The sequence below is a fragment of the Streptomyces sp. NPDC088350 genome, assembly GCF_044753545.1.
Taxonomy (GTDB): Bacteria; Actinomycetota; Actinomycetes; order Streptomycetales; family Streptomycetaceae; genus Streptomyces.
Genome location: NZ_JBIVNL010000002.1, coordinates 290,143 through 312,005, shown reverse-complemented (window position 1 = coordinate 312,005; position 21,863 = coordinate 290,143). Strand labels below are relative to the sequence as shown.

At 68.7% G+C, this 21,863-nt stretch carries 13 protein-coding genes; 3 read left to right on the top strand and 10 right to left on the bottom strand.

The annotated features are described in order from the left end of the window. Positions 1-94 precede the first annotated feature (94 nt). The 4 genes from ACIQBL_RS06675 to ngcE form a co-directional block, all read right to left on the bottom strand. On the bottom strand, positions 95-1,294 hold the full coding sequence (locus ACIQBL_RS06675; protein ID WP_401937590.1) for an ROK family protein: 1,200 nt from the start codon (positions 1,292-1,294) through the stop codon (positions 95-97). 199 nt (positions 1,295-1,493) lie between these two features. Then, positions 1,494-2,429 carry a carbohydrate ABC transporter permease gene (locus ACIQBL_RS06670; protein WP_401937587.1) on the bottom strand — a complete coding sequence of 312 codons (936 nt, stop codon included), beginning with the start codon at positions 2,427-2,429 and terminating at the stop codon, positions 1,494-1,496. A gap of 17 nt (positions 2,430-2,446) precedes the next feature. Beyond that, entirely contained in the window at positions 2,447-3,382 is a 936-nt protein-coding gene (locus ACIQBL_RS06665; protein WP_401937585.1) for a carbohydrate ABC transporter permease, read from the bottom strand. Positions 3,383-3,441: 59 nt separating this feature from the next. Further along, positions 3,442-4,890 (bottom strand): N-acetylglucosamine/diacetylchitobiose ABC transporter substrate-binding protein, encoded by a 1,449-nt coding sequence (gene ngcE, locus ACIQBL_RS06660; RefSeq protein ID WP_401937583.1) that lies wholly within the window; start codon positions 4,888-4,890, stop codon positions 3,442-3,444. A 369-nt stretch (positions 4,891-5,259) separates the two neighbouring features. Here ngcE and ACIQBL_RS06655 point away from each other — a divergent pair, with 369 nt between their 5' ends. Beyond that, entirely contained in the window at positions 5,260-9,042 is a 3,783-nt protein-coding gene (locus tag ACIQBL_RS06655; protein WP_401937581.1) for a GH92 family glycosyl hydrolase, read from the top strand. Positions 9,043-9,049: 7 nt separating this feature from the next. On the opposite strand, the gene ACIQBL_RS06650 is transcribed toward ACIQBL_RS06655, so the two are convergent. From ACIQBL_RS06650 to ACIQBL_RS06640, 3 genes are all read right to left on the bottom strand, one after another. Continuing rightward, positions 9,050-9,424 (bottom strand): hypothetical protein, encoded by a 375-nt coding sequence (locus ACIQBL_RS06650; RefSeq protein WP_401937579.1) that lies wholly within the window; start codon positions 9,422-9,424, stop codon positions 9,050-9,052. A gap of 67 nt (positions 9,425-9,491) precedes the next feature. Further along, positions 9,492-12,767: a GH92 family glycosyl hydrolase gene (locus ACIQBL_RS06645; protein WP_401937577.1), complete on the bottom strand. Its 3,276-nt coding sequence runs from the start codon at positions 12,765-12,767 to the stop codon at positions 9,492-9,494. A 324-nt stretch (positions 12,768-13,091) separates the two neighbouring features. Further along, positions 13,092-14,150: a lytic polysaccharide monooxygenase gene (locus ACIQBL_RS06640; protein WP_401937574.1), complete on the bottom strand. Its 1,059-nt coding sequence runs from the start codon at positions 14,148-14,150 to the stop codon at positions 13,092-13,094. A 261-nt stretch (positions 14,151-14,411) separates the two neighbouring features. Here ACIQBL_RS06640 and ACIQBL_RS06635 point away from each other — a divergent pair, with 261 nt between their 5' ends. Both ACIQBL_RS06635 and ACIQBL_RS06630 read left to right on the top strand, forming a co-directional pair. Then, positions 14,412-15,014: a hypothetical protein gene (locus ACIQBL_RS06635; RefSeq protein WP_401937572.1), complete on the top strand. Its 603-nt coding sequence runs from the start codon at positions 14,412-14,414 to the stop codon at positions 15,012-15,014. A 14-nt stretch (positions 15,015-15,028) separates the two neighbouring features. Next, positions 15,029-16,402, top strand: a complete 1,374-nt coding sequence (locus ACIQBL_RS06630) for a glycoside hydrolase family 27 protein (RefSeq protein ID WP_401937570.1) — start codon at positions 15,029-15,031, stop codon at positions 16,400-16,402. 40 nt (positions 16,403-16,442) lie between these two features. Here the strand turns inward: ACIQBL_RS06630 and ACIQBL_RS06625 are convergent, their stop codons facing one another. The 3 genes from ACIQBL_RS06625 to acnA all read right to left on the bottom strand — a co-directional run bounded on the left by ACIQBL_RS06625 (position 16,443) and on the right by acnA (position 21,722). Continuing rightward, positions 16,443-17,975, bottom strand: coding sequence for a sensor histidine kinase (locus ACIQBL_RS06625; protein WP_401937568.1), 1,533 nt, complete (start codon positions 17,973-17,975; stop codon positions 16,443-16,445). Then, positions 17,972-18,697: a response regulator transcription factor gene (locus ACIQBL_RS06620; RefSeq protein ID WP_401937566.1), complete on the bottom strand. Its 726-nt coding sequence runs from the start codon at positions 18,695-18,697 to the stop codon at positions 17,972-17,974. The genes ACIQBL_RS06625 and ACIQBL_RS06620 overlap by 4 nt, the downstream gene beginning before the upstream one ends. Before the next feature lie 310 nt (positions 18,698-19,007). Beyond that, complete coding sequence (acnA, locus tag ACIQBL_RS06615) at positions 19,008-21,722, bottom strand: aconitate hydratase AcnA (protein WP_401937564.1); 2,715 nt, start codon at positions 21,720-21,722, stop codon at positions 19,008-19,010. Positions 21,723-21,863: the final 141 nt, after the last annotated feature.

Sequence of the window (21,863 nt, the reverse complement as noted above, 5' to 3'; positions counted from 1 at the left end):
TCGTTGCGGCCGAGGTGGCTGGAAGTCAACTCGGCCGCGCGTTCGGCGTCAAGAAGTAAATACTTAACGAGATGGCAACGGCGTCGTGCGTTCTCTAAGTGAAGGCAGGTGTCGCTGTAGTCAGCGACCCGTCCAAAAGGGTCGAATCGCCCATCTCGCTGAGTGCGAGAGCGAGCGCTCCGAGCACCTCCGCACGGCCTCCAAGTGCACCCGGGAGAACGGACAGTTGACGCGCCGCACTGGGGATCGCATAGCGGCCTACAGACTCCCTGATCGGCCCGAGCACCAGCTCCCCGGCCTCGGCGAGATCGCCACCGAGGACCACGCGGCTCGGGTTCAGCAAATTGCAGAGATTGGCGACTCCACTGCCGATGTGTCGGCCGACGTCGGCGATCACCCGACGACAGCCCGGGTCTCCGTCCCGCGCCAGCCGCACGACTCCCTCCATGGTCAGATCGGTGCCGTGACTGCTCTGGAGGAGTGGCAGCACATAGCGCGCGGCCGTGAAGGTCTCCAGACAGCCCCGGTTTCCGCAGCGGCAGACAGGGCCGGACTCATCAAGAGTAATATGCCCGATTTCTCCCGCTGTGCCACCCGGGCCCCGGTAGATCGTGCCGTTGATGACCAGCCCGGCGCCGACCCCGCTCGCGACCTTGATGTACGCCAGGTCCCTGACGCCCCGGCCGCTGCCCCAGACCAGCTCACCGAGGGCGCCGAGGTTCGCGTCGTTGTCCACGTGCACCGGTACGCCCAGACGGCTGCCCAGCTCCTCGGCGGGTCTGGTGCCGGTCCAGCCCGGGAGGATGGCGGTCGAGCCCAGGGTGCCCGACTCCACGTCGATCGGTCCGGGCACGCCGAGGCCCACCCCCGCGATCTTGGAACGGTCCACTCCGGTGGCCACGATCAGCCGGTTGACCAGCTCTTCCGCCCGGTCGAAACCCTGGGTCGAGGAGGCGTCCACATCGACGGGCTCGGACTCCTCGGCCAGCACCTGGTGGGCGAGATTCCCGACCGCGACGCGCAAATGGGTGTGCCCGAAGTCGACTCCGATGACGATGCCGGCGTCCCCGCTCAGGGACACGCTGCGGGCCCGGCGGCCACCCGCCGAGGTGGGCGTGACCTCGACCGTTCCGCCGTCCTTGAGCTCGCGCACGATGTTGGAGACCGTCGCGGCGGACAGGCCCGTCGTCCTCGCGATCTCCGCCTGCGTCAGCGACCCGGCCAACCGCACCGCTCGGACGACCCGCTCGAGATTGGCTCGGTGCAGTGACGACTGCGACCCGGGAGTCTCCACGACGACCTCCTGCGCGCGGGACCGCATCGATGAGGCCCCGTCTATGTCCAACTAGTGAACTCTAAGCTGAGCCGTTCGGGTTGCCTCCCGTCAAGAGGTTGAACCGCATCCGGGTTCTCGGACACATACGTGGACACCGCTCCCGGCCTTCCGGGAGCGGTGGCGGAACGAGCGCTTCCTTCCGTGTTCTCCAGGCGCGCTACTTCAGGGTCGCCGAGGTCAGGCCGGACTGCACCTGGCGCTGGAACGACAGGTAGACGACCAGCATCGGGATCATGGCGATCGTCACGCCGGCGAAGAGAACGGGCAGGTCGGAGGCGTATCCCTGTTGCTGCTGGAGCTGGATGAGGCCCTGGGTGAGGACATAGCGCTCCGGGTCCGAACCGCTCTGCGGCTGCATCAGGACCGTCGGCAGGATGAACTGGTTCCACTGGCCGAGGGTGTTGAAGATGCCGACGCTGATCAGACCCGCCTTGGCCATCGGCAACATCACTTGGAAGAACGTCCGGGTGTGCGAGGCACCGTCGAGCACCGCCGCCTCGAAGACCGCGGTGGGCAGCGTCCGGAAGAACGCGTGCATGAAGAACACCGTGAACGGCATCGAGTAGGCGATGTAGACCAGGATCAGCCCCTGGTAGGTGTTCAGCATGTCGAGGCGCTTGACCATGAAGAACAGCGGGACCAGCGCCAGGAACACCGGGAACATCGCGCCGGCGACGAAGAAGTAGTACAGCAGCCGGTTGCCCCAGAACTGGTAGCGGGCCAGCACGTACGCGGCCATCGAGCCGAACAGCATCGTCAGCGGCACCGAGAACACCAGGACGATCAAGGTGTTCAGGAAGTAGTCGCCGATGCCCTTGCTCCAGGCCCGCCGGAACACGTCGAACGACCAGTTGTGCGGCCAGCCGAAGGCCGAGTTGCCGATCTGCACGTCGGTCTTGAACGAGCTGAGCACCAGCCACAGCAGCGGCAGCACGATCAGCAGGGCCCACAGGGCCAGGAAGCCGTGCGAGAACACGTTCAGTACGGTGCCCTCGCCGCGCGGCTCACCGGCCCGGGCGCTCGACTTCCCGGCCGACGGCTGGGGCGGGACGGTGCCGCCCGTGGGGGCGGTCTCCTTGAGGGGTGCGCTCATCGTCGTATGTCTCCCGCTCAGAACTCGATGCGCTCACGGCGGGTGGCGCGCAGCGTGACCACGGACAGGACCAGGGTGAGCAGCAGCATGACGACGCCCATCGCGCAGGCGTAGCCGCTCTTCCCGAAGTAGAGGAAGTTGCGCATCATCACGGTCGACATGACGTCGCTGCCGTGGTCGGGACCGCCTCCGTAGGCGCCCATGTTCGAGGTCATGGAGGAGACCAGGACGAACATGTCCATCGCGATGATGCCGAGATACACCCAGGCCGTCTGGACGGTCTCCCAGAGGAGCGGCAGGGTGATCCGGAAGAAGGACTGGGAGCGGTTCGCGCCGTCGATCAGGGCGGCCTCGTAGATGTCCCGGGGAATGGACTGCATGGCGGCGGAGAACAGCACCAGATAGAAACCGACGCCGTGCCACACCACGACCGCCATCAGCGCCCACAGCACCATGTTGGGCTCGTTGAGCCACTCCACCGGATTGTTGGCGTCGACCAGGTGGAGTTTGATCAGGAAACCGTTGAGCAGACCGCCGCCGTCACTGCGGTACACCGCGTTGAACAGCACCGCGAGAATCGCCAGCGACAGGACCTGCGGGAAGAAGTAGACGATTTTGTAGAACCCGGAACCGGCGACGCCCTGCACACCGCCGGCTTTGCTGCGTCCTCCCGCGTTCACCATGAAGGCGAAGAAGAGGGCCAGCAGAATGGTGATCACGGGGATGAACACCAGGAACAGGAGGTTGTGCCAGATGGCCTCCTTGAAGACGTCGTCGTGGAGCAGCGTTCGATAGTTGTCCAGTCCGACGAACTTGAAGGTCTGTGACTCGCCCTTCCAGTCGGTCAGCGAATAGCCGAACGTCTGGATGTACGGCCAGATCACGAAGATCAGATAGAGCGCCACGGGAACGAAGAGAAATCCCGCGACGAACCTGTACTGCCCTTTGCGCATTGACGTTTCCTGCCCCTGGTGTCCCGAGCGTGCTCAGGTGGTGCGATCAGGCGTGGTGATCAGGAGTGAACGTTCTTCTTGGACGCCGGGTCCTTGGCCTGCTTGTCGACGGCGGCCTGGCAGCGCTTGAGCCACTCCTTGGGCTGGATGCGCTTGGCCATCAGCTCGTTGGACGCGTTCTGGATGGAGGTGTCCATCTCGCTGTACCAGTCGGGGTAGAGGTAGCGGAAGGTGTTGGCACCGGCCGCCTTGGAGGCGTCGACCGTGGACTGGGTGCCCGGGCGCAGGGTGACGCTGGAGTCGACACCGTCCTTGAGGATGGTGAGCGAGTTGGCCTCCTTGGCGAAGAGCGTCGACCACTCCTTGGAGAGCATGTGGCGCATGAACTCCTGGGCGCCGGGGAGGTTCTTGGCCTTCGCCGGGATGATGAACGGCTCGCCCGAGCCGGCCCGGATCGCCTCGAACGGCATCTTGCTGCCGGCCAGCAGCGGCATCGGCAGGAACTTCATGTCGAAGTCCGTCGGCGTCAGCTTGAGCTGCTCGTTCTCCAGCCAGGAACCACAGGTGATGAAGGCGGCCTTGTACTGGTTCCAGCGGGTCTGCGACTCGGTGTGGGTCAGGCCGTTGGTGCCGGGCATCAACAGGTCCTTCTCCACCACCTCGTAGATCGCCTCGATACCCGCCTGCGCGGCGGCCGAGCCGACGAACGCCTTCGGGTCGAGGTTGTCGATCGCCTTGACGGCGTCGATCCCGCCCTTCTTGGCGATCATGTCCATGATGGCGACGTTGATGTAGTACGGGTACTTGCCCTGGTGGGCGAGACCGCCGATACCGGCCGCCTTGGCCTTCTGGCACACGGCGATGAACTCGTCCCAGGTCTTGGGCGGGGTCCAGCCCTTCTCCTTGAAGAGCTTGCCGGAGTACCACAGGCCCCACACCGTGTAGATGTAGTTGAGGGCGACGACCTTGCCCTCCTGGACACCGGGGTCGAGGGTGCCGGGGATCAGCAGATCGCGGACCTTCTTGGTCGGGTCGTCGATCGCGGGCGCGTCCAGTACCGGCGAGAGGTCGAGCAACTGGCCGTTCTTGTACAGGACGTCGACCTTGATCTGCTGGGCGCCGGAGTCGTCGACGATGTCCGGCGGGTTGCCCGCGTTGAAGCGGGGCTGGAGCTTGCCGGTGATCTCCTGGGTGCCGGTGTGGGTGGAACTGACGCCGATCTTCGTCTTGAAGTTGGCTTCCCACGCCTTGGCGTAGTCGTCGCCGTAACCGCCCTTGAAGACGACGACGTCGAGCGTGCTGCCCTTCTTCACGCCGAAGGGATTCGACTTGGACGTGGTGCCCTTGCTGGTGTTGTCGCTGCTGCTGCCGCCTCCGCCACCGCTGGCACAGGCGGACAGAAAACTCATCGTGGGTACGGAGATCAGACCAAGTGCGGCCGACCTCTTGATCAGGTCTCGGCGGCCGACGCCTTTGGAACCGTTGTTCTCGGCGGAAGTGGATCCCATGCTCAAGTCCTCGCTTTCTCCAGGACTCAGGCGGTGAACCGGATCCTCCCCGGCACCGCGGTCAGGTCGAGCTTGGTCGTGCAGGAGTACTTCGTGCGTACTGCTTCGAGAGCGGTGTCGAACGCGACAGGTATAGTCCACTTCCGGTCGGCAGAGCAAGATCGAATGCAGGGTAGGTTGTCGGTCTTTTCCGAAGTGAGACCTCGCGGAAATATGAACGCCCTGTGTGTTCGATGCCGGAGAAATCCCCGTTATTGCCCTCGAATGCCGCACTCAACACCCTTGACATCACTGGCCACTTGACTCCCTACTGTTCCTTGCGCGTCGTAGCTGACAACGTTGTCCAACGTGCAGGGAGGGTTCTCTCGTATGCGTCACAGATGGTGGAGTTCAGCAGTCGCTCTCGCGCTGGTGATGGGCTCGCAGGGAGTGGCGGTCGCGCTTCCGGACAAGGCCCCGCCCGCCGGCGGGGAGTTCGCCTCCTCGTTCGAGTCGGGAGATCCGGCACCGGACTGGCTCAACACGGTCGACACCGCGCCGGACGGCTCCAAGCGCGCCTCGGGCGTCGACGGCGGCTACAGCACCGGCATCCCCGGCAATGTGACCGACCATGTCACCGACGTCCGGGCCAGCTCCGAGAACACCGGCGGCGGCGAGGTGAAGGAGAACCTCGTCGACGGGGAGTCCGGCACCAAGTGGCTGACCTTCGCGCCCACCGGCTGGGTCGAGTTCGACCTCGACAAGCCCGCCAAGACAGTGACGTACGCCCTGACTTCGGCCAATGACTACGCCGAACGCGATCCGCAGGACTGGACGCTGTCGGGCTCGACGGACGGCAAGGACTGGAAGACCGTCGACACCCGCTCCGGCGAGACCTTCGCCGACCGCTTCCAGACGAAGTCGTACGACCTCGCCGCGCCGGCCGAGTACCAGCACTTCCGGCTCGACATCACGAGGAACAACGGCGCGAGCGGCATCCTCCAGCTCGCCGACGTCCAGTTCTCGACGGGCAGCAGCACCGCCCCGATCCCCGAGGACATGCTCACGCTGGTCGACCGCGGCCCGAGCGGCTCGCCCACCGCGAAGGCGGGCGCCGGCTTCACCGGGAAACGGGCACTGCGCTACGCGGGCCGTCACACGGCCGCCGGGCGGGCGTACTCGTACAACAAGGTCTTCGACGTGGACGTGCCGGTCGCCAAGGACACGGCGCTGTCGTACCGGATCTTCCCGCAGATGGCCGACGGCGACCGCGACTACGACGCCACGAACGTCTCCGTCGACCTGGTCTTCACCGACGGCACCCACCTCAGCGACCTCGGCGCGAGCGACTCGCACGGCTTCGCGCTCACTCCGCAGGGGCAGGGCGCGGCGAAGATCCTCTACGTCAACCAGTGGAACAACGTCCTCTCGCGCATCGGTTCGGTCGCGGCCGGGAAGACCGTCGACCGGATCCTGCTCGCCTACGACTCCCCGAGCGGGCCGGCGAAGTTCCGCGGCTGGCTGGACGACGTGAGCATCAAGTCGGTCGCGCCCGAGAAGCCGAAGGCGCATCTGGCGGACTACGCGCTGACCACCCGGGGCACCAATTCCAGCGGCAGCTTCTCGCGCGGCAACAACTTCCCCGCGACGGCGCTGCCGCACGGCTTCAACTTCTGGACCCCGGTGACGAACGCGAAGTCGCTGAGCTGGCTGTACGACTACGCACGCGCGAACAACGACGACAACCTGCCGACGCTCCAGGCGCTCAGCCTCAGCCATGAGCCCAGCCCCTGGATGGGCGACCGGCAGACCTTCCAGGTGATGCCGTCGGCGGTCTCGGGCATCCCCAACACCGACCCGAACGCACGGGAGTTGGCGTTCCGGCACCAGAACGAGACCGCGCGCCCGTACTACTACGGCGTCACGTTCGAGAACGGTCTCAAGGCCGAGATGGCCCCGGCCGACCACGCGGCCTCGCTGCGCTTCACCTACCCCGGAGACGACGCGAGCGTCCTCTTCGACAACGTCACCGAGCAGGCGGGCCTGACCCTCGACAAGGCGAACGGGACCGTCACCGGCTACTCGGACGTCAAGTCCGGGCTGTCCACGGGCGCGACCCGGCTCTTCGTCTACGGCGTGTTCGACGCGCCGGTGACGGACGGCTCGTCCACCGGGGTCAAGGGCTATCTGCGGTTCAAGGCGGGCGCCGACCACACGGTCACCCTGCGCCTGGCGACCTCGCTGATCAGCGTCGACCAGGCTAAGGACAACCTGCGCCAGGAGATCCCGGACGGCACCTCCTTCGACACCGTCAAGGAGCAGGCCCGGCAGGTGTGGGACAAGCTGCTCGGCAAGGTCGAGGTGGAGGGAGCGACATCCGATCAGCTGACCACGCTCTACTCCAGCATGTACCGGCTGTACCTGTACCCCAACTCGGGCTTCGAGAAGGTCGGTTCGACGTACCAGTACGCCTCGCCGTTCTCCCCGATGCCGAGCCAGGACACCCCGACGCACACCGGCGCGAAGATCGTCGACGGCAAGGTGTACGTCAACAACGGTTTCTGGGACACCTATCGGACGACCTGGCCCGCGTACTCGCTTCTGACGCCCGGTCAGGCGGGTGAGATGGTCGACGGGTTCGTGCAGCAGTACAAGGACGGCGGCTGGACCTCGCGCTGGTCCTCCCCCGGCTACGCGGACCTGATGACCGGCACCTCCTCGGACGTCGCGTTCGCGGACGCGTACGTCAAGGGCGTGAACTTCGACGCCAAGTCGGCGTACGACGCGGCCGTGAAGAACGCGACCGTCGTCCCGCCCTCGTCGGGCGTGGGCCGCAAGGGCATGACCACCTCGCCCTTCCTCGGCTACACGACCACCGCCACCAACGAGGGCTTCTCCTGGGCGATGGAGGGCTATGTCAACGACTACGGCATCGCCAAGATGGGCCAGGCCCTCTACAGGAAGACCGGCGAGAAGCACTACAAGGAGGAGTCCGCGTACTTCCTCAACCGGGCCCAGGACTACGTCGACCTCTTCGACAAGCGGGCCGGGTTCTTCCAGGGCAAGGACGCCAAGGGCAACTGGCGCGTGGACTCGGCGAGTTACGACCCGCGCATCTGGGGCTACGACTACACGGAGACCGACGGCTGGGGCTACGCCTTCACCGTCCCGCAGGACAGCCGGGGCCTCGCCAACCTCTACGGCGGCCGGAAGGCCCTCGGTGACAAGCTCGACCAGTACTTCTCCACCCCGGAGACGGCGTCCGCCGACTTCGTCGGCTCCTACGGCGGTGTCATCCACGAGATGACGGAGGCGCGGGACGTCCGGATGGGCCAGTACGGGCACTCCAACCAGGTCGCCCACCACGTCATCTACATGTACGACGCGGCCGGCGAGCCCTGGAAGGCGCAGAAGAACGTGCGCGAGGTCATGTCGCGCCTCTACACCGGGAGTGAGATCGGGCAGGGCTACCACGGCGACGAGGACAACGGCGAGCAGTCGGCCTGGTACCTCTTCTCCGCGCTCGGCTTCTACCCGCTGGTGATGGGCAGCGGCGAATACGCCGTCGGCTCCCCGCTGTTCACCAGGGCGACCGTCCACCTGGAGAACGGAAAGGACCTGGTCGTCAAGGCGCCGAAGAACAGCACGAGGAACGTCTACGTGCAGGGTCTGACGGTCAACGGCAAGGCCTGGACGTCGACTTCGCTCCCGCACTCGCTGCTGGAGAAGGGCGGGGTGCTGGACTTCTCCATGGGCTCCAAGCCCTCGGCGTGGGGCAGCGGCAAGGACGCGGCGCCGGTGTCGATCACCAAGGACGACCAGGTGCCGGCGCCCCGTAGCGACCAACTCTCCGGTGACGGAGCCCTGTTCGACAACACGTCGGCCACGAGCGCGACGGTGACCTCGGTGGATCTGCCGGTCACGCAGGCCACCAAGGGCGTCCAGTACACGCTCACGTCGTCGGCGGACCACACGACGGCACCGACCGGCTGGACCCTGCAGGGCTCGGCCGACGGCAGCACGTGGAAGACGCTCGACAAGCGCTCCGGCGAGTCCTTCACCTGGGACAGGCAGACGCGGGTGTTCTCGGTGAAGTCGCCGGGCCCGTACGTGCGTTACCGCCTGGTCCTGGACAGCTCGTCGACGCTCGCGGAGGTGGAGTTGCTGGCCTGAGGCACGGTCACGGCACGGGGAGGCGGGGCAGGAGTTTCCGCAACGCCTCCGCGTGCTGGTGGACCCGTCTGAGCACGCCTCTCCTGGTCGACGCGAAGACGGGGACGTCCTGGGCCGGACCGCACGCGGCGGCCTTGTACAGGTCGTCCAGCCACGCCCCGCTCCCCCTGGTGCCGTCCGGCGCCAGGGGGATCAGTCGTGTCAGGACCTCCGATTCGGCGCCGCCCAGGAACCAGACGCGCACCATCAGGTCGGCGCGCAGATAACGCAGGCCGCCGTCTATGTCCTCCGGCGGCGCGAAGCCCTCGCCCTCGACCAGGAACGCGAAGGCCGTGCGCGCTTCGGCCCGGAACTCCTCGGGCAGCTGCGGCCGTTTCACCATCTGCGGATGCTCGCACGCGACGATGTGCCCCCGCCACCGAAACCGGCGAGGGCACACATGGTGGACGTCAGTTCACCGCAAGGGTGAACACATGGAGATCCGGGTCGTCCGGAAGTGTCACGCTCTTGATGGTCTTGCCCGTGGGTGCCGCGAAGGGCCTGGTGGCGAACACATAGGTGACGACCGGGTCTTTGTCCGCACCGGCGACATTGCGGTACGCGGTCCTGGCGACGACCTCGTTGCCGTACTGCACGGTGCCGCCGCCCCCGCCGACGGTCCAGTCCGTGAAGGACAGGTCGATCGCGTCGGTGCTGCCGTCGGTGTAGGTGACGGTGGCCTTGGTCTGCTGGTTGCCGTTGACCGCGCTGCCGACGAAGGACAAGTCGGCTGCGGGCTGCGGGAGTTGGACGGTCCGGCCGGACGCCGAGACGTTGTCCGGGCGCCCGTTGGGCGAGTTCGGCCAGGTGAAGCCGAGACCGTCCACCGTGGTACCCGTGCCGCCCGGGGTCAGCCCGGCCGCCGCGAGGGCCTGGAAGGAGTAGCTCCAGCCGCCTCCGTCGTAGTCCGCCTCGTCGTGCTCGCCGGTGTCGTCGGAGACGCCGGTGTTGTTGTAGGCGGCGAGGAGGGTGCCGGGCGCGGCGACCGTGAGGGACACCGGCTGCTCGTACGACGTGTCGCCCGAGGTGACGGTGACCTTCACGTCGTAGAAGCCCTGCGTGACGTCGGTGGCGGCGGTGAGGGTGATGTCCTGGGAGCCGTCGGCGACCGTTCCCTGTGCGGGTGTTGCCGTGAGCCCGGCGGGGGTCTCGACGCTGTAGCGGACCTCGGGGCCGGTGCCGCCGCTCAGGGAGAGGGCCTTGATGTTGACCTTCGTGGTGTCGCCGGGTGCGAGGGTCGCGGCGGTCGGGCCGACGCCGATCTGGTACGGCTGTTCGCCGGTGCGGAAGGACGGCGGGGCGTCGGCGGGGTCGCTGCCCCAGGTGCGGTTCGGGGTGGTGGAGAGGGTGTAGTCGAGGGTGCCGCCGTTGCGGACGATCGAGGACGGGAGCCAAGGGCGGTCGCTGGTACGGCCGTTGACCTCCAGGGACTGGATGTACGGGGCGTCGGTCGCGGCGCCCTTCGCCCGGATGGAGATGTCGTTGCCGTGCGGGCGCTTGATCTCGACGCGCTCGAACAGCGGTGAGGCGAGGGTGAGTTCGGCGCGGGAGGGGACCTGGGGGTACATGCCGAGGGCGGAGAAGACGTACCAGGACGACATCTCGCCGAGGTCGTCGTTGCCGGGGATGCCGGCGGGGGTGGTCGTCCAGAGCTGCTTCATCGCGGCCCTGACCGTCTCCTGGGTCTTGTAGGGCGCGCCCGCGTAGTCGTACAGGTAGGGGACGTTGACGGAGGGCTCGTTGTCCAGCTCGGACTTGTCGCCGCCGGTGCCCGTGAAGGCCCAACTCCCGTCCGCCTCATGGAAGAAGGAGTCGAGGCGGGCCAGCGCCTTGTCGGTGCCGCCCATCGCCGCGAACAGACCGGCCGGGTTGTGCTGGACCATCCACGTGTACTGGGCGGCGGTGCCCTCGACGAAGCCGTTGCCGGTGCCCGGGGTGAAGCCGGTGACCCAACTGCCGTCCGCCTTGCGGTTGGCGGTGTAGCCGCCGGTGGGGTCGGCTGCGATGTCGAAGTTGTTCTGCCACCACTGGGCGCGCCTGGCGAAGTCGGCGGCTGTGCTCTTCTTCCCTGCCGCCGTGGCGAGTTGGGCAAGCGCGAAGTCCGCCGTGGACATCTCCAGGGTCTCGGCGGCGCCGCCCCAGGCGTTGGAGACGGACGGCATGTAGTGCAGCTTCAAGTACTTGTCGAGGGACGGGCGTTGGCCCACGGACAGCACGGGCTTGCCGGACGAGGACAGGTCCTGTGCGGTCGGCACGGTCGCTGCCTGGACGAGGGAGTCGAGGGCACCGTTCAGGTCGAAGTCGGTGCCGCCGAAGGCGCGGATGCCGGCCAGAGCGGTGGGTGAGGGGTCGCCGTTCATGACGTGGGTGCCGCTCGCGCCGTGCAGCCAGCGGTCCCAGATCCCGCCGTTCTGCCGGGCGAGTTCGTAGAGGGACTGCGCGATGTCGGAGCCGGTGCGCGGGTTGAGGAGGGTGAGCAGCTGGACCTGCGACCGGTAGACGTCCCAGCCGGAGAAGGTGCCGTACTGCGCCTGGTGGCCCCGGCTGACCTTGTGGACCTTGCCGTCGCTGCCGGTGTATCTGCGGTCGGCGTCGCTGATGACGTTGGGATGCAGGAGGGAGTGGTAGAGCGCGGTGTAGAAGGTGGTGCGCTCGGTGTCGGTGCCGCCGCCGACCTCGATCGCGCCGAGTTGGTCGCGCCAGGCGCGGTGGGCCGCGTCCTCGACCGCGTCGAAGGTGCGCTGCGGCGGGTTCTCCGCCGCGAGGTTGGCCTCGGCGCCGGCCTGACTGACGTACGAGATACCGGCCTTGACGCCGACCGGGCCGGTGCCGGGTTCGAACTCGACGTAGCCGCCCGCGCCCTTGCCGGCGGTAGGACGACCGCCGTTCGTGAAGCCGCCCGTGCCGCCGGTCGCACGCGTCGAACCCGGGGTCAGCTTGTCGTCCTGCCAAGTGCCGGTGGTCTTGAAGGCGCGGTCGAAGGTGGCGGTGAAGTACAGGGTGTAGTAGGCGCGTTGGCCCTCGGGGTCGAGGTAGCCGCAGAAGTTGCCGGAGGTGACCGAGCCGGAGACCGTGCGGGTCGCCGGGTCGATGGTGACCGACGAATCGGTGGAGCCCACCTCGGAGTTGGCGGTGCGGATCAGCAGCGAGGCGGGCTTGTCGGCCGGGTAGGTGAAGCGGCCGGAGCCGGTGCGGGCCGTCGCGGTGAGGTCGGCGGTGACGCCGGAGGCGAGGCCGACCCGGTAGTGGCCGGGCTCGGCGGTCTCGTCGGTGTGGCTGAAGCCGGAGGCGTAGACGGCGTCCTTGGTGTCGCTCGCCGGGGAGGAGGTGACCTCACCGGCGTACGGGAAGAACGGGATGTCGCCGCTGCCGCCCGCGCAGCCCGTGCCGGACATGTGGGTGAGGCTGAAGCCGCGGATGCGGGTGGTGTCGTACTGGTAGCCGCCCGGCGCGGCCGTGCTGGTCGCGCTGCCTCTGGTGTTCTCCGGGCTCCAGGAGAGCATGCCGAAGGGCACGACGGCGCCCGGGAAGACGTTGCCGCCGTTCTTGGTGCCGATCAGCGGGTCGACGTAGGCGCTGGGGTCCTTGACGAGGTGCGGTGGGGCGGCTGTCGCCGCCAGGGCGGGGGTGGCGCCGCCGAGCGCGAGCGCGGCGGCCAGTGCCAGGGACATGGGACGGAAACGCATGACGCGGCCCCTCCTCCTTCGGACGGGTCGCGCACCACGGGTCGCACAAGCCGCAGGGACAGTAACGTGGGTCACCGGTACCACGGAAGAGCGCGTGCGCCGGTGGCGGCGCACGGAACGGACACCCGGACGGTCCAGCCGGGCCAACTGGGTTGACATCGTTGTCCGTTGGGGCGGTAGAGTCATATGCAGACCATCCGACAACGTTGTCGCACCGCAGTGTCGCCCCAAGCCACGCACCACCCGGGCAGGTGGAACCCCCCTTCCCCGCCCGGCTCGCGGACCCGGTGGCCCCCGACCACCGGGTCCGCCCCGAGCAGAGGCTCAACCGACCTGGCAGGGCAGGGTCGTTGCCGTGTCCCCTCCGTCGCCGGTCACGACGTATCCGAAGGTCGTGCTCTGCCCCGGACTCAGTGAGCCGTTCCAGTCGGCGTTGTGGACCATCACGTCCTGGCCGGTGTAGGTCGCGTTGCCGTTCCAGAGGCTGGCCACCGACTGGCCGCCGGGGAGCGTCCAGTTGACCATCCAGCCGAGCATCGGGACGTCGCCGGAGTTGGTGACGGTCACCTCGGACTGGTAGCCGCCGGGCCAACTGCCCGTCGTACGACGGGTGGCGGAGCAGGTGCCGGGGACCGGGTCGGTGGGGTTGCCCGGGTCGTGAACGCCCGTCACCTCGCCGTTGCCGCCGTCGAAGACGACGTCGGAGCAGGAGTAGAAGGTCTCCGTGCTGTCCGAGCGCTGCCACACCATGTAGATGATGTGGCGCCCCGACTTGTTCGCCGGAAGCCGCCCGGTCCAGGAGTAGTTGGCCTCGACCGTGCCCGGGGTGCCGTTGAGCGGCGGGTGGTCGACTGTGAGGAACGGGGTGTCCTCCATGTCGTTCCAGGTGAGTGTCCTGGTCGGGTCGAAGCCGTCCTTGGTGATGTAGACGTAGAACCAACCCGGGTGCGCCGCCCAGGCGTTGTACGAGAAGTCGACCGTCGCGCCGGACGTGAGATGTGTGACCGGCCAGTCGTCACGCGGGAGGTTGAAGCCCGTGAAGTTGGGGTTCCCGCCGCTGCACAACTGACCGTCCGGCACGAAGCCGCGGGTGCGGCCGGCGCCGTCGGAGCGCAGCACGGAGAACCAGTTGTAGAACGGCGTGGTGCCGCTGACCTGTTGGGCCGCCTTGCAGGCCGGGTTGACCGGTTTGATCTCGCCGGTGCCGGTGAGCGCGTCCTGCCAGCAGAGGAAGGTGCGGCTGGCGGGTTTCATGGGGGTCCCGTGGGCCTCGGCCCGGCCGCCGGCGGCGAGGATCAGCGCCAGGGCGGGGACGGTGGCGAGAAGGGCCAGGAGGACGAGGAAGAGGGCTCGGTGGGGGGTGGGGCGCGGTAATCGCGGCATGACAGGCGAATGTCCGATTGTCATAGGCATGACAGTTCTACGTCCCTTCGCTCGGCGGTGGTGAGGAACGTGCGGAGGTGGAGGCGTGGGGTGGGGCGATCCGGCCGTACCCGACGGGTTCCGGACCGCCGGGCGGTGGGAGCGCTCCCACCCCACGTCCTGTGAAGCTAGCGCGGACCGGGGAGGCTGTAAACGCCGGGCGGCCCTCGAAGTGGCGCTCGGGGCGGACGTGTTCAGGAACCGGTCTCGTACGATCTCGTCATGATCGCAGTAGTCGTCACGGTCGCGCTGACCTTCGCCGGGTATGTCGCCACGTACCTCAACGGTCTGCGGCTGGCGCAGCGACAGGAGCGGCTGGCCCGGGTCAATCGTCAACTCAGCGACTTCTACGGCCCGTTGTTCGCCCTGACGGAGGCCAACGCCCGCACCTTCGCCGCGTTCGCACAGCGGCACGGCCGCGCCGGAGGCACCTCGCCCTTCAGCGGCGGAACTCCGCCGACCGACGAGGAGCTGGCGGAGTGGCGGCTGTGGGTGACGGCCGTTTTCCTGCCGGTCCTCCGGGAGATGCGCGAACTCGTCGTCGGACGGGCGGATCTGCTGCGTGAGCCGGAGATGCCGCCCCTGCTGCTGGACCTGTGCGCGCACGCGGCGGGATACGAGATCACCGCGGCGCGCTGGGCGCGCGGGGACTTCTCGGAGCACCTGTCACTGGTCGCGTTCCCGAGCGCGGAGCTGGCCGGGTACGCGCGGCGGGGGTTCGGTGAACTGAAGCGGGAGCAGGCGCGGTTGCTGGGTGGGGGCGGGCACGCCCACGCGGCGGAGCCGCACATGTCACCGCCCCGCGCCTCCGACGGGGCGCTGTGAGGGGGGACCAGCGCATGAGGAGACGGATCCGCGGGGTACTCGCCGTGTGCGCGGGAGCGCTGCTGCTCACCAGCGGGGTCGGCGCGACCGGCGGCCGGTCCGGGCGGGCCGACGACAACGGTGTGGGGCTCAAACCCCTGCTGGGGTGGAGCAGTTGGAGCTTCGTCCGCAGCGATCCGACCGCGCGGACCATCGAGGCACAGGCGAAGGCGCTCAAGGACAGCGGGCTCGCGAAGAACGGGTTCGTCTACGTCGACGTCGACGACTTCTGGTACCGGTGCCCGGGCAGCCAGGGGCCGGACGTCGACCAGTACGGCCGCTGGGTCACCGACCCGGTCGAGTTCCCGCCGCGCGGCGCTGAGAACGGCATCCAGGTCGTCGCCGACTATGTGCACTCCCTGGGGCTGAAGTTCGGCCTGTACGTCACTCCCGGCATCTCCAAGCAGGCGGTCGCCAGGAACACCGCGATCAAGGGATCCCGGTACCACGCCCGGGACATCGCCACCACGACGAAGGAGAGCAACTACAACTGCGGCGGCATGGTGGGCATCGACTACGCCGAGCCCGGCGCGCGGACGTACCTCGACTCGTGGGCCGGGCAGTTCGCCGGGTGGGGCATCGACTACCTGAAGATCGACGGTGTCGGCACGTCCGACCAACAGGACGTCCGGGCCTGGTCGGACGCGCTGCGGCACACCGGCCGGCCGATCCATCTGGAGCTGTCCAACAGCCTGGACATCGACAACGCGGCCACGTGGAAGGAGCTTTCCAACGGCTGGCGTACCGGCGGCGACATCGAGTGCTACTGCGGTGCGGACAGCGGCAGTTACCCGTTGACGACCTGGGCCTCGGTCGCCTCGCGGTTCGACCAGGTCGCCGCGTGGGCGCCGTACGGCGGTCCCGGCGGTTACAACGACTACGACTCCCTGGAGATCGGGAACGGTGACAACGACGGGCTCACGCCCGACGAGCGCAGGACACAGATGAGCCTGTGGTCGCTGGCCGCCGCCCCGCTCGTCCTCGGCACCGACCTGACCCGTCTCGACCCCCTCGACCTCGCGTTGCTCAAGAACACCGATGTCCTCGGGGTCGACCAGGACGGCGTCGACGCCGAGCGGATCTCCTCGGACGCGAGTTCACAGGTGTTCGCCAAGACCGAGCCCGACGGGGACGTGGTGGTCGGTCTGTTCAACACCGGGCCGGCTCCCCGGGAGGTCGCCACGAGCGCGGCGGCCCTGGGGCTGCCTTCGGCGCGCGGCTACGCCCTGCGGGATCTGTGGAGCCGCCGACTGACCGAGTCGGCGGGCCGGTTCGCCGCCGATGTGCCGCCGCACGGGGTGGTCCTGTACCGGGTCACGGTGACCGGCGCGGCTCGCGGCGGCGAGTGACGCCCACTGCCCCGGGGCAGTACGGCGCGCGGTGCCCCCCCTAGACCGGCGCCGTGCGGGCGCGCAGCGGTGTTTCGGCGGGCGGGAGTTCGGCCGCCGGGAGTTCGACGGTGAACTCGGTGCGGCCCGGCACGCTGGTCACGTCGATACGGCCGCCGTGTGCTCTGGTGATCGCCACCGCGATGGCCAGGCCGAGGCCGGAGCCGCCTTCCTTGCCGCCGGCGCGGGCGCGGGAGGCGTCGGCGCGGGTGAAGCGTTCGAAGACCGTGGGGAGGAGGGCCGGGGGGATGCCGGGGCCGTCGTCGCGGACCCGGATGACGACGGTGTCGGTGGCGGTGGCCTCGACGCTCGCCGTGACCGTCGTGCCGACAGGTGTGTGCATCCGCGCGTTGGCCAACAGGTTGGCGAGCACCTGGTGCAGGCGGGCCTCGTCGCCGACGACCAGGGCCGGGGCGTCCAGGGAGAGTTGGAGCTGCCATTCGTGGCCGGTGCCGGCGGCGCGCGCGTCCCAGACCGCCTCGGCGAGCAGCGCGGCGAGGTCCACCTCGGCGGACTGCAGCGGTCGGCCCTCGTCGAGCCGGGCGAGCAGCAGCAGGTCCTCCACCAGGCCGGTCATCCGCGCCGACTCGGCGGTGACCCGGCGCCAGGCGAGACCGGGTTCGATGCGGTCGGTGCCGCGGTTCATCAGCTCGGCGTAGCCCGCGATGGAGGCAAGCGGGGTGCGCAGTTCGTGGCTGGCGTCGGCGAGGAAGCGGCGCATGCGTTCCTCGCTGCGGCGCATCTGCTCTTCGCCGCGCCGGCGTTCGGCGAGGGAGGACTCGACGTGGTCGATCATGCGGTTGAGCGCGGCGCCGACCTGGCCGGCCTCGCTGCCGGGGTCGGTGTCCCGCTCGGGTACCCGGGTGAGGGCGGTGACCTCGCCGCGGCCGAGCGGCGCGCGGGAGACCTCGACCGCGGTGGCGGCGACCCGGCCGAGGGGCCGTAGCTGCCGTCGTATGACGACCGCGCACAGGCAGCCGGCCACGGTCAGGCCGACGAGGGCGACGGCCGCCTCGATCGCCACCAGATCGCCGATCATGTCCTGTACGTCGTCCATCGGGAGCCCGGTGAGGACCCGCACCCCGTGGCTGTCGAGGGCCGTGATCCGGTAGGTGCCGAGGCCGGGCACGGTCCGGGTGTGCATCGCGCCGTCGGCCTTGATGCCCGCGAGGGCGGTGCGCTGGGCGGTGGTGAGGCTCCTCGGCGGGGCGTCCTGGCTGACGACGGCCGCGGCGACGATCGAGCCGTGGTCGTCGAACCGCGCGGCGAGTGTCCCGGTGGCGTGGCCGTTCTCCAGGAGGAACCCGAGGTCGTCGTCGAGCTCCGGGTGCAGTTCGGCACCGCCGAGGCTTCGCTGGGCGGCGTTGCCGACCCGGTCGTCCAAGTCGCCCAGCAGATAGGAGCGTTGGACGAGGACGGTGGTGAGGGACATCGCGGCGCACACGACGACGAGGGTGGCGCTGATGAAGAGCAGGAGGCGGGTGCGCAGTGAACGGCCGTGCGGGCGGCGGCGGTTGCGGGTCAGGAGGTTCATCTGCTGTCCTCCACGGGCCGGATGGCGTATCCCATTCCGCGCACGGTGTGGATCATCGGCGCCCGGCCCCGGTCGATCTTGCGGCGGAGGCTGGAGATGTAGACCTCGACGAGGTTGCCGCCGCCGTCGAAGGCGGTGCTCCACACATGGCCGAGGATCTGTGCCTTGCTCAGCACCTGGCGGGGATGGTCGAGGAGCAGGGTGAGCAGGTCGAACTCCTTGGCGGTGAGCTGGATCCGCTGACCGGCGCGGCGCACCTCGCGGGTCTCGCCGGTCAGCGCGAGATCGCCGAGGACGCGTACGGAGTCGTCGGCCGGGGTCCGTTCGCCGCCGGCCCGGCGCAGCAGTCCGCGCAGCCGCAGGACGACCTCCTCCAGGGAGAAGGGCTTGGTGACGTAGTCGTCGGCGCCCGCTTCGAGGCCGTCGAGGCGGTGTTCGATCGCGTCGCGCGCGGTGAGCATGAGGACGGGCAGCCTCGGGTTCTCGTAGCGCAGCCGGCGCAGCACCTGGATGCCGTCCAGGTCGGGCAGCATGCCGTCGAGGACGACGGCGTGCGGGGCGCAGCCGCGGGCGATCCGCAGCGCGCTCTGCCCGTCCGGCGCCGGGTAGGGCCGCCAGCCGGCCTCGGTGACCGCGACGGAGAGCAGCTCGGTGAGCGCGGGCTCGTCGTCGACGATGAGCACGCGTACGCGGCTGCTGCGGGACCCCGATGTGCCAGTCATGTCCTGATTCTGTCCCGGCCCGCTGGGGGAATCCTGTGTACCACATGTGCACACCCGAGGAGTTCGGCCTCCGGGGCGGCTTTCGGGCACCGGCCCGGCACCCGGCGGGAGCGCGAAGTCGCCGGGTGCGGGCGGGAGTTCAAGCCACCGCGACCGCCTTCGCGTCCCGGTCGATCCGCGCGGCGGCCGACTCACCTGGTCCCGGGAGCAGTTGGACGTCTTCGCTGCGGGCCCGCCTCAGGGCCGAGGGCGGAAACGCAACCGGCCGCCGCCCCGTGGGGAGCGACGGCCGGTTGCGTTCTGGAGTACGTCAGTTGCGGATCAGGTTGCGCAGCACGTACTGGAGGATGCCGCCGTTGCGGTAGTAGTCGGCCTCGCCGGGGGTGTCGATGCGGACGACCGCGTCGAACTCCACGCCGGTGTCGGTGGTGACCTTGACCGTGGCGGGGGTGGTGCCCTCGTTCAGTTCGGTGATGCCGGTGACGGAGAAGGACTCCTCGCCGGTCAGTCCGAGGGACTCGGCGGTCTGGCCCGCCGGGTACTGGAGCGGGACGACGCCCATGCCGATGAGGTTCGAGCGGTGGATGCGCTCGTAGGACTCGGCGATGACGGCCTTGACGCCGAGGAGCGCGGTGCCCTTGGCGGCCCAGTCGCGGGACGAGCCGGAGCCGTACTCCTTGCCGGCCAGGATGACCAGCGGGATGCCCTGCTCGATGTAGTTGCGCGAGGCGTCGTAGATGAAGGAGACGGGGGCGCCGGCCTGCGTGAAGTCACGCGTGAAGCCGCCCTCGGTGCCCGGCGCGACCTGGTTGCGCAGGCGGATGTTGGCGAAGGTGCCGCGGATCATGACCTCGTGGTTGCCGCGGCGGGAGCCGTAGGAGTTGAAGTCACGCCGCTCGATGCCGTGCTCGGTGAGGTACTTTCCGGCCGGGGTGTCGGCCTTGATGGCGCCGGCGGGCGAGATGTGGTCGGTGGTGACCGAGTCGCCGAGCTTGGCGAGGACGCGGGCGCCGGCGATGTCGGAGACCGGGGTGGTCTCCATCGTCATGCCCTCGAAGTACGGGGGCTTGCGGACGTAGGTGGACTGCGCGTCCCACTCGAAGGTGTTGCCCTCCGGGATCGGCAGCGCCTGCCACTGGGCGTCGCCCGCGAAGACGTCGGCGTAGGACTTGTTGAACATGTCCTCGCCGATGGAGTTCGCGACGACGTCGTTGACCTCGGCCTCGGTCGGCCAGATGTCTTCGAGGTAGACCGGCTTGCCGTCCTGGTCGACGCCGAGCGCGTCCTTGGTAATGTCCACCTTCATGGAGCCCGCGAGGGCGTAGGCGACGACCAGCGGCGGGGACGCCAGGTAGTTCATCTTGACGTCGGGGTTGATCCGGCCCTCGAAGTTGCGGTTGCCGGAGAGCACCGAAGTGACGGCCAGGTCATGGTCGTTGACGGCCTTGGAGACCTCCTCCGGCAGCGGGCCGGAGTTGCCGATGCAGGTGGTGCAGCCGTAGCCGACGAGGTTGAAGCCGACCTTGTCGAGGTAGGGGGTGAGCCCCGCCTTGTCGAAGTAGTCGGTGACGACCTTGGAGCCCGGGGCGAGGGTGGTCTTGACCCACGGCTTGCGGGTCAGGCCCTTCTCGACCGCCTTCTTGGCCACCAGCGCGGCGGCGACCATGACGTACGGGTTCGAGGTGTTGGTGCAGGAGGTGATGGCCGCGACGGTGACCGCGCCGTGGTCCAGCTCGTAGGTCGAGCCGTCGGGGGCGGTGACGGTGACCGGGTTCGACGGGACGCCGTTGGTGGCGGCCGGGGAGTCGGAGGCCGGGAAGGACTCCTTGCCCGCCTCGTCGTCGTCGGAGACGTAGTTGCGCACGTCGCTCTTGAACTGCTCGGCGGCGTTCGCGAGGACGATGCGGTCCTGCGGGCGCTTCGGGCCGGCGATCGAGGGGACGACCGTCGAGAGGTCCAGCTCCAGCTTCTCGGAGAAGTCGGGCTCGGCGGCCGGGTCGAGCCAGAGGCCCTGCTCCTTGGCGTACGCCTCGACGAGCGCGACCTGCTGCTCGTCGCGGCCGGTCAGGCGCAGGTACTTCAGGGTCTCGTCGTCGATCGGGAAGATCGCGGCGGTGGAACCGAACTCCGGCGACATGTTGCCGATGGTGGCGCGGTTCGCGAGGGAGGTGGCGGCGACGCCCTCGCCGTAGAACTCGACGAACTTGCCGACCACGCCGTGCTTGCGGAGCATCTCGGTGATGGTCAGCACGAGGTCCGTGGCGGTGGTGCCCGGGGTCAGCTCACCGGTCAGCTTGAAGCCGACGACACGCGGGATGAGCATCGAGACCGGCTGGCCGAGCATCGCGGCCTCGGCCTCGATGCCGCCGACGCCCCAGCCCAGCACACCGAGGCCGTTGACCATCGTGGTGTGCGAGTCGGTGCCGACGAGGGTGTCGGGGTAGGCCTGGCCGCCCCGGACCATGACCGTGCGGGCCAGGTGCTCGATGTTGACCTGGTGGACGATGCCGGTGCCCGGCGGGACGACCTTGAACTCGTCGAACGCGGTCTGGCCCCAGCGCAGGAACTGGTAGCGCTCGCGGTTGCGGCCGTACTCCAGCTCGACGTTCTGCGCGAACGCCTCGTGCGTGCCGAACTTGTCGGCGATGACGGAGTGGTCGATGACCAGCTCGGCCGGCGCCAGGGGGTTGATCTTCGCCGGGTCGCCGCCCAGCTCCTTCACGGCCTCACGCATGGTCGCGAGGTCCACCACGCAGGGCACACCGGTGAAGTCCTGCATGATCACACGGGCCGGCGTGAACTGGATCTCCTGCGACGGCTGGGCCTGCGAGTCCCAGGTGCCGAGGGCGCGGATGTGGTCGGCGGTGATGTTCGCGCCGTCCTCGGTGCGGAGCAGGTTCTCCAGCAGGACCTTAAGGCTGTAGGGGAGCCGGGCCGAGCCCTCCACCTTGTCCAGGCGGAAGATCTCGTACGACTCGTCGCCCACCTGCAGCGTGCTGCGGGCGTCGAAGCTGTTCGCCGACACGACAGTCTCCTTCATTGATGTGCGCGTTCCCACCGCATCCTGCCGCCACTACGTCTTGGCCGATCAGCTAAGGTAAGGCTAAGTTAGGCAAGCCTTACTGCTGGGCTCGGCGGAGTGTGCGACTGCGGTGCACCTCGGCAG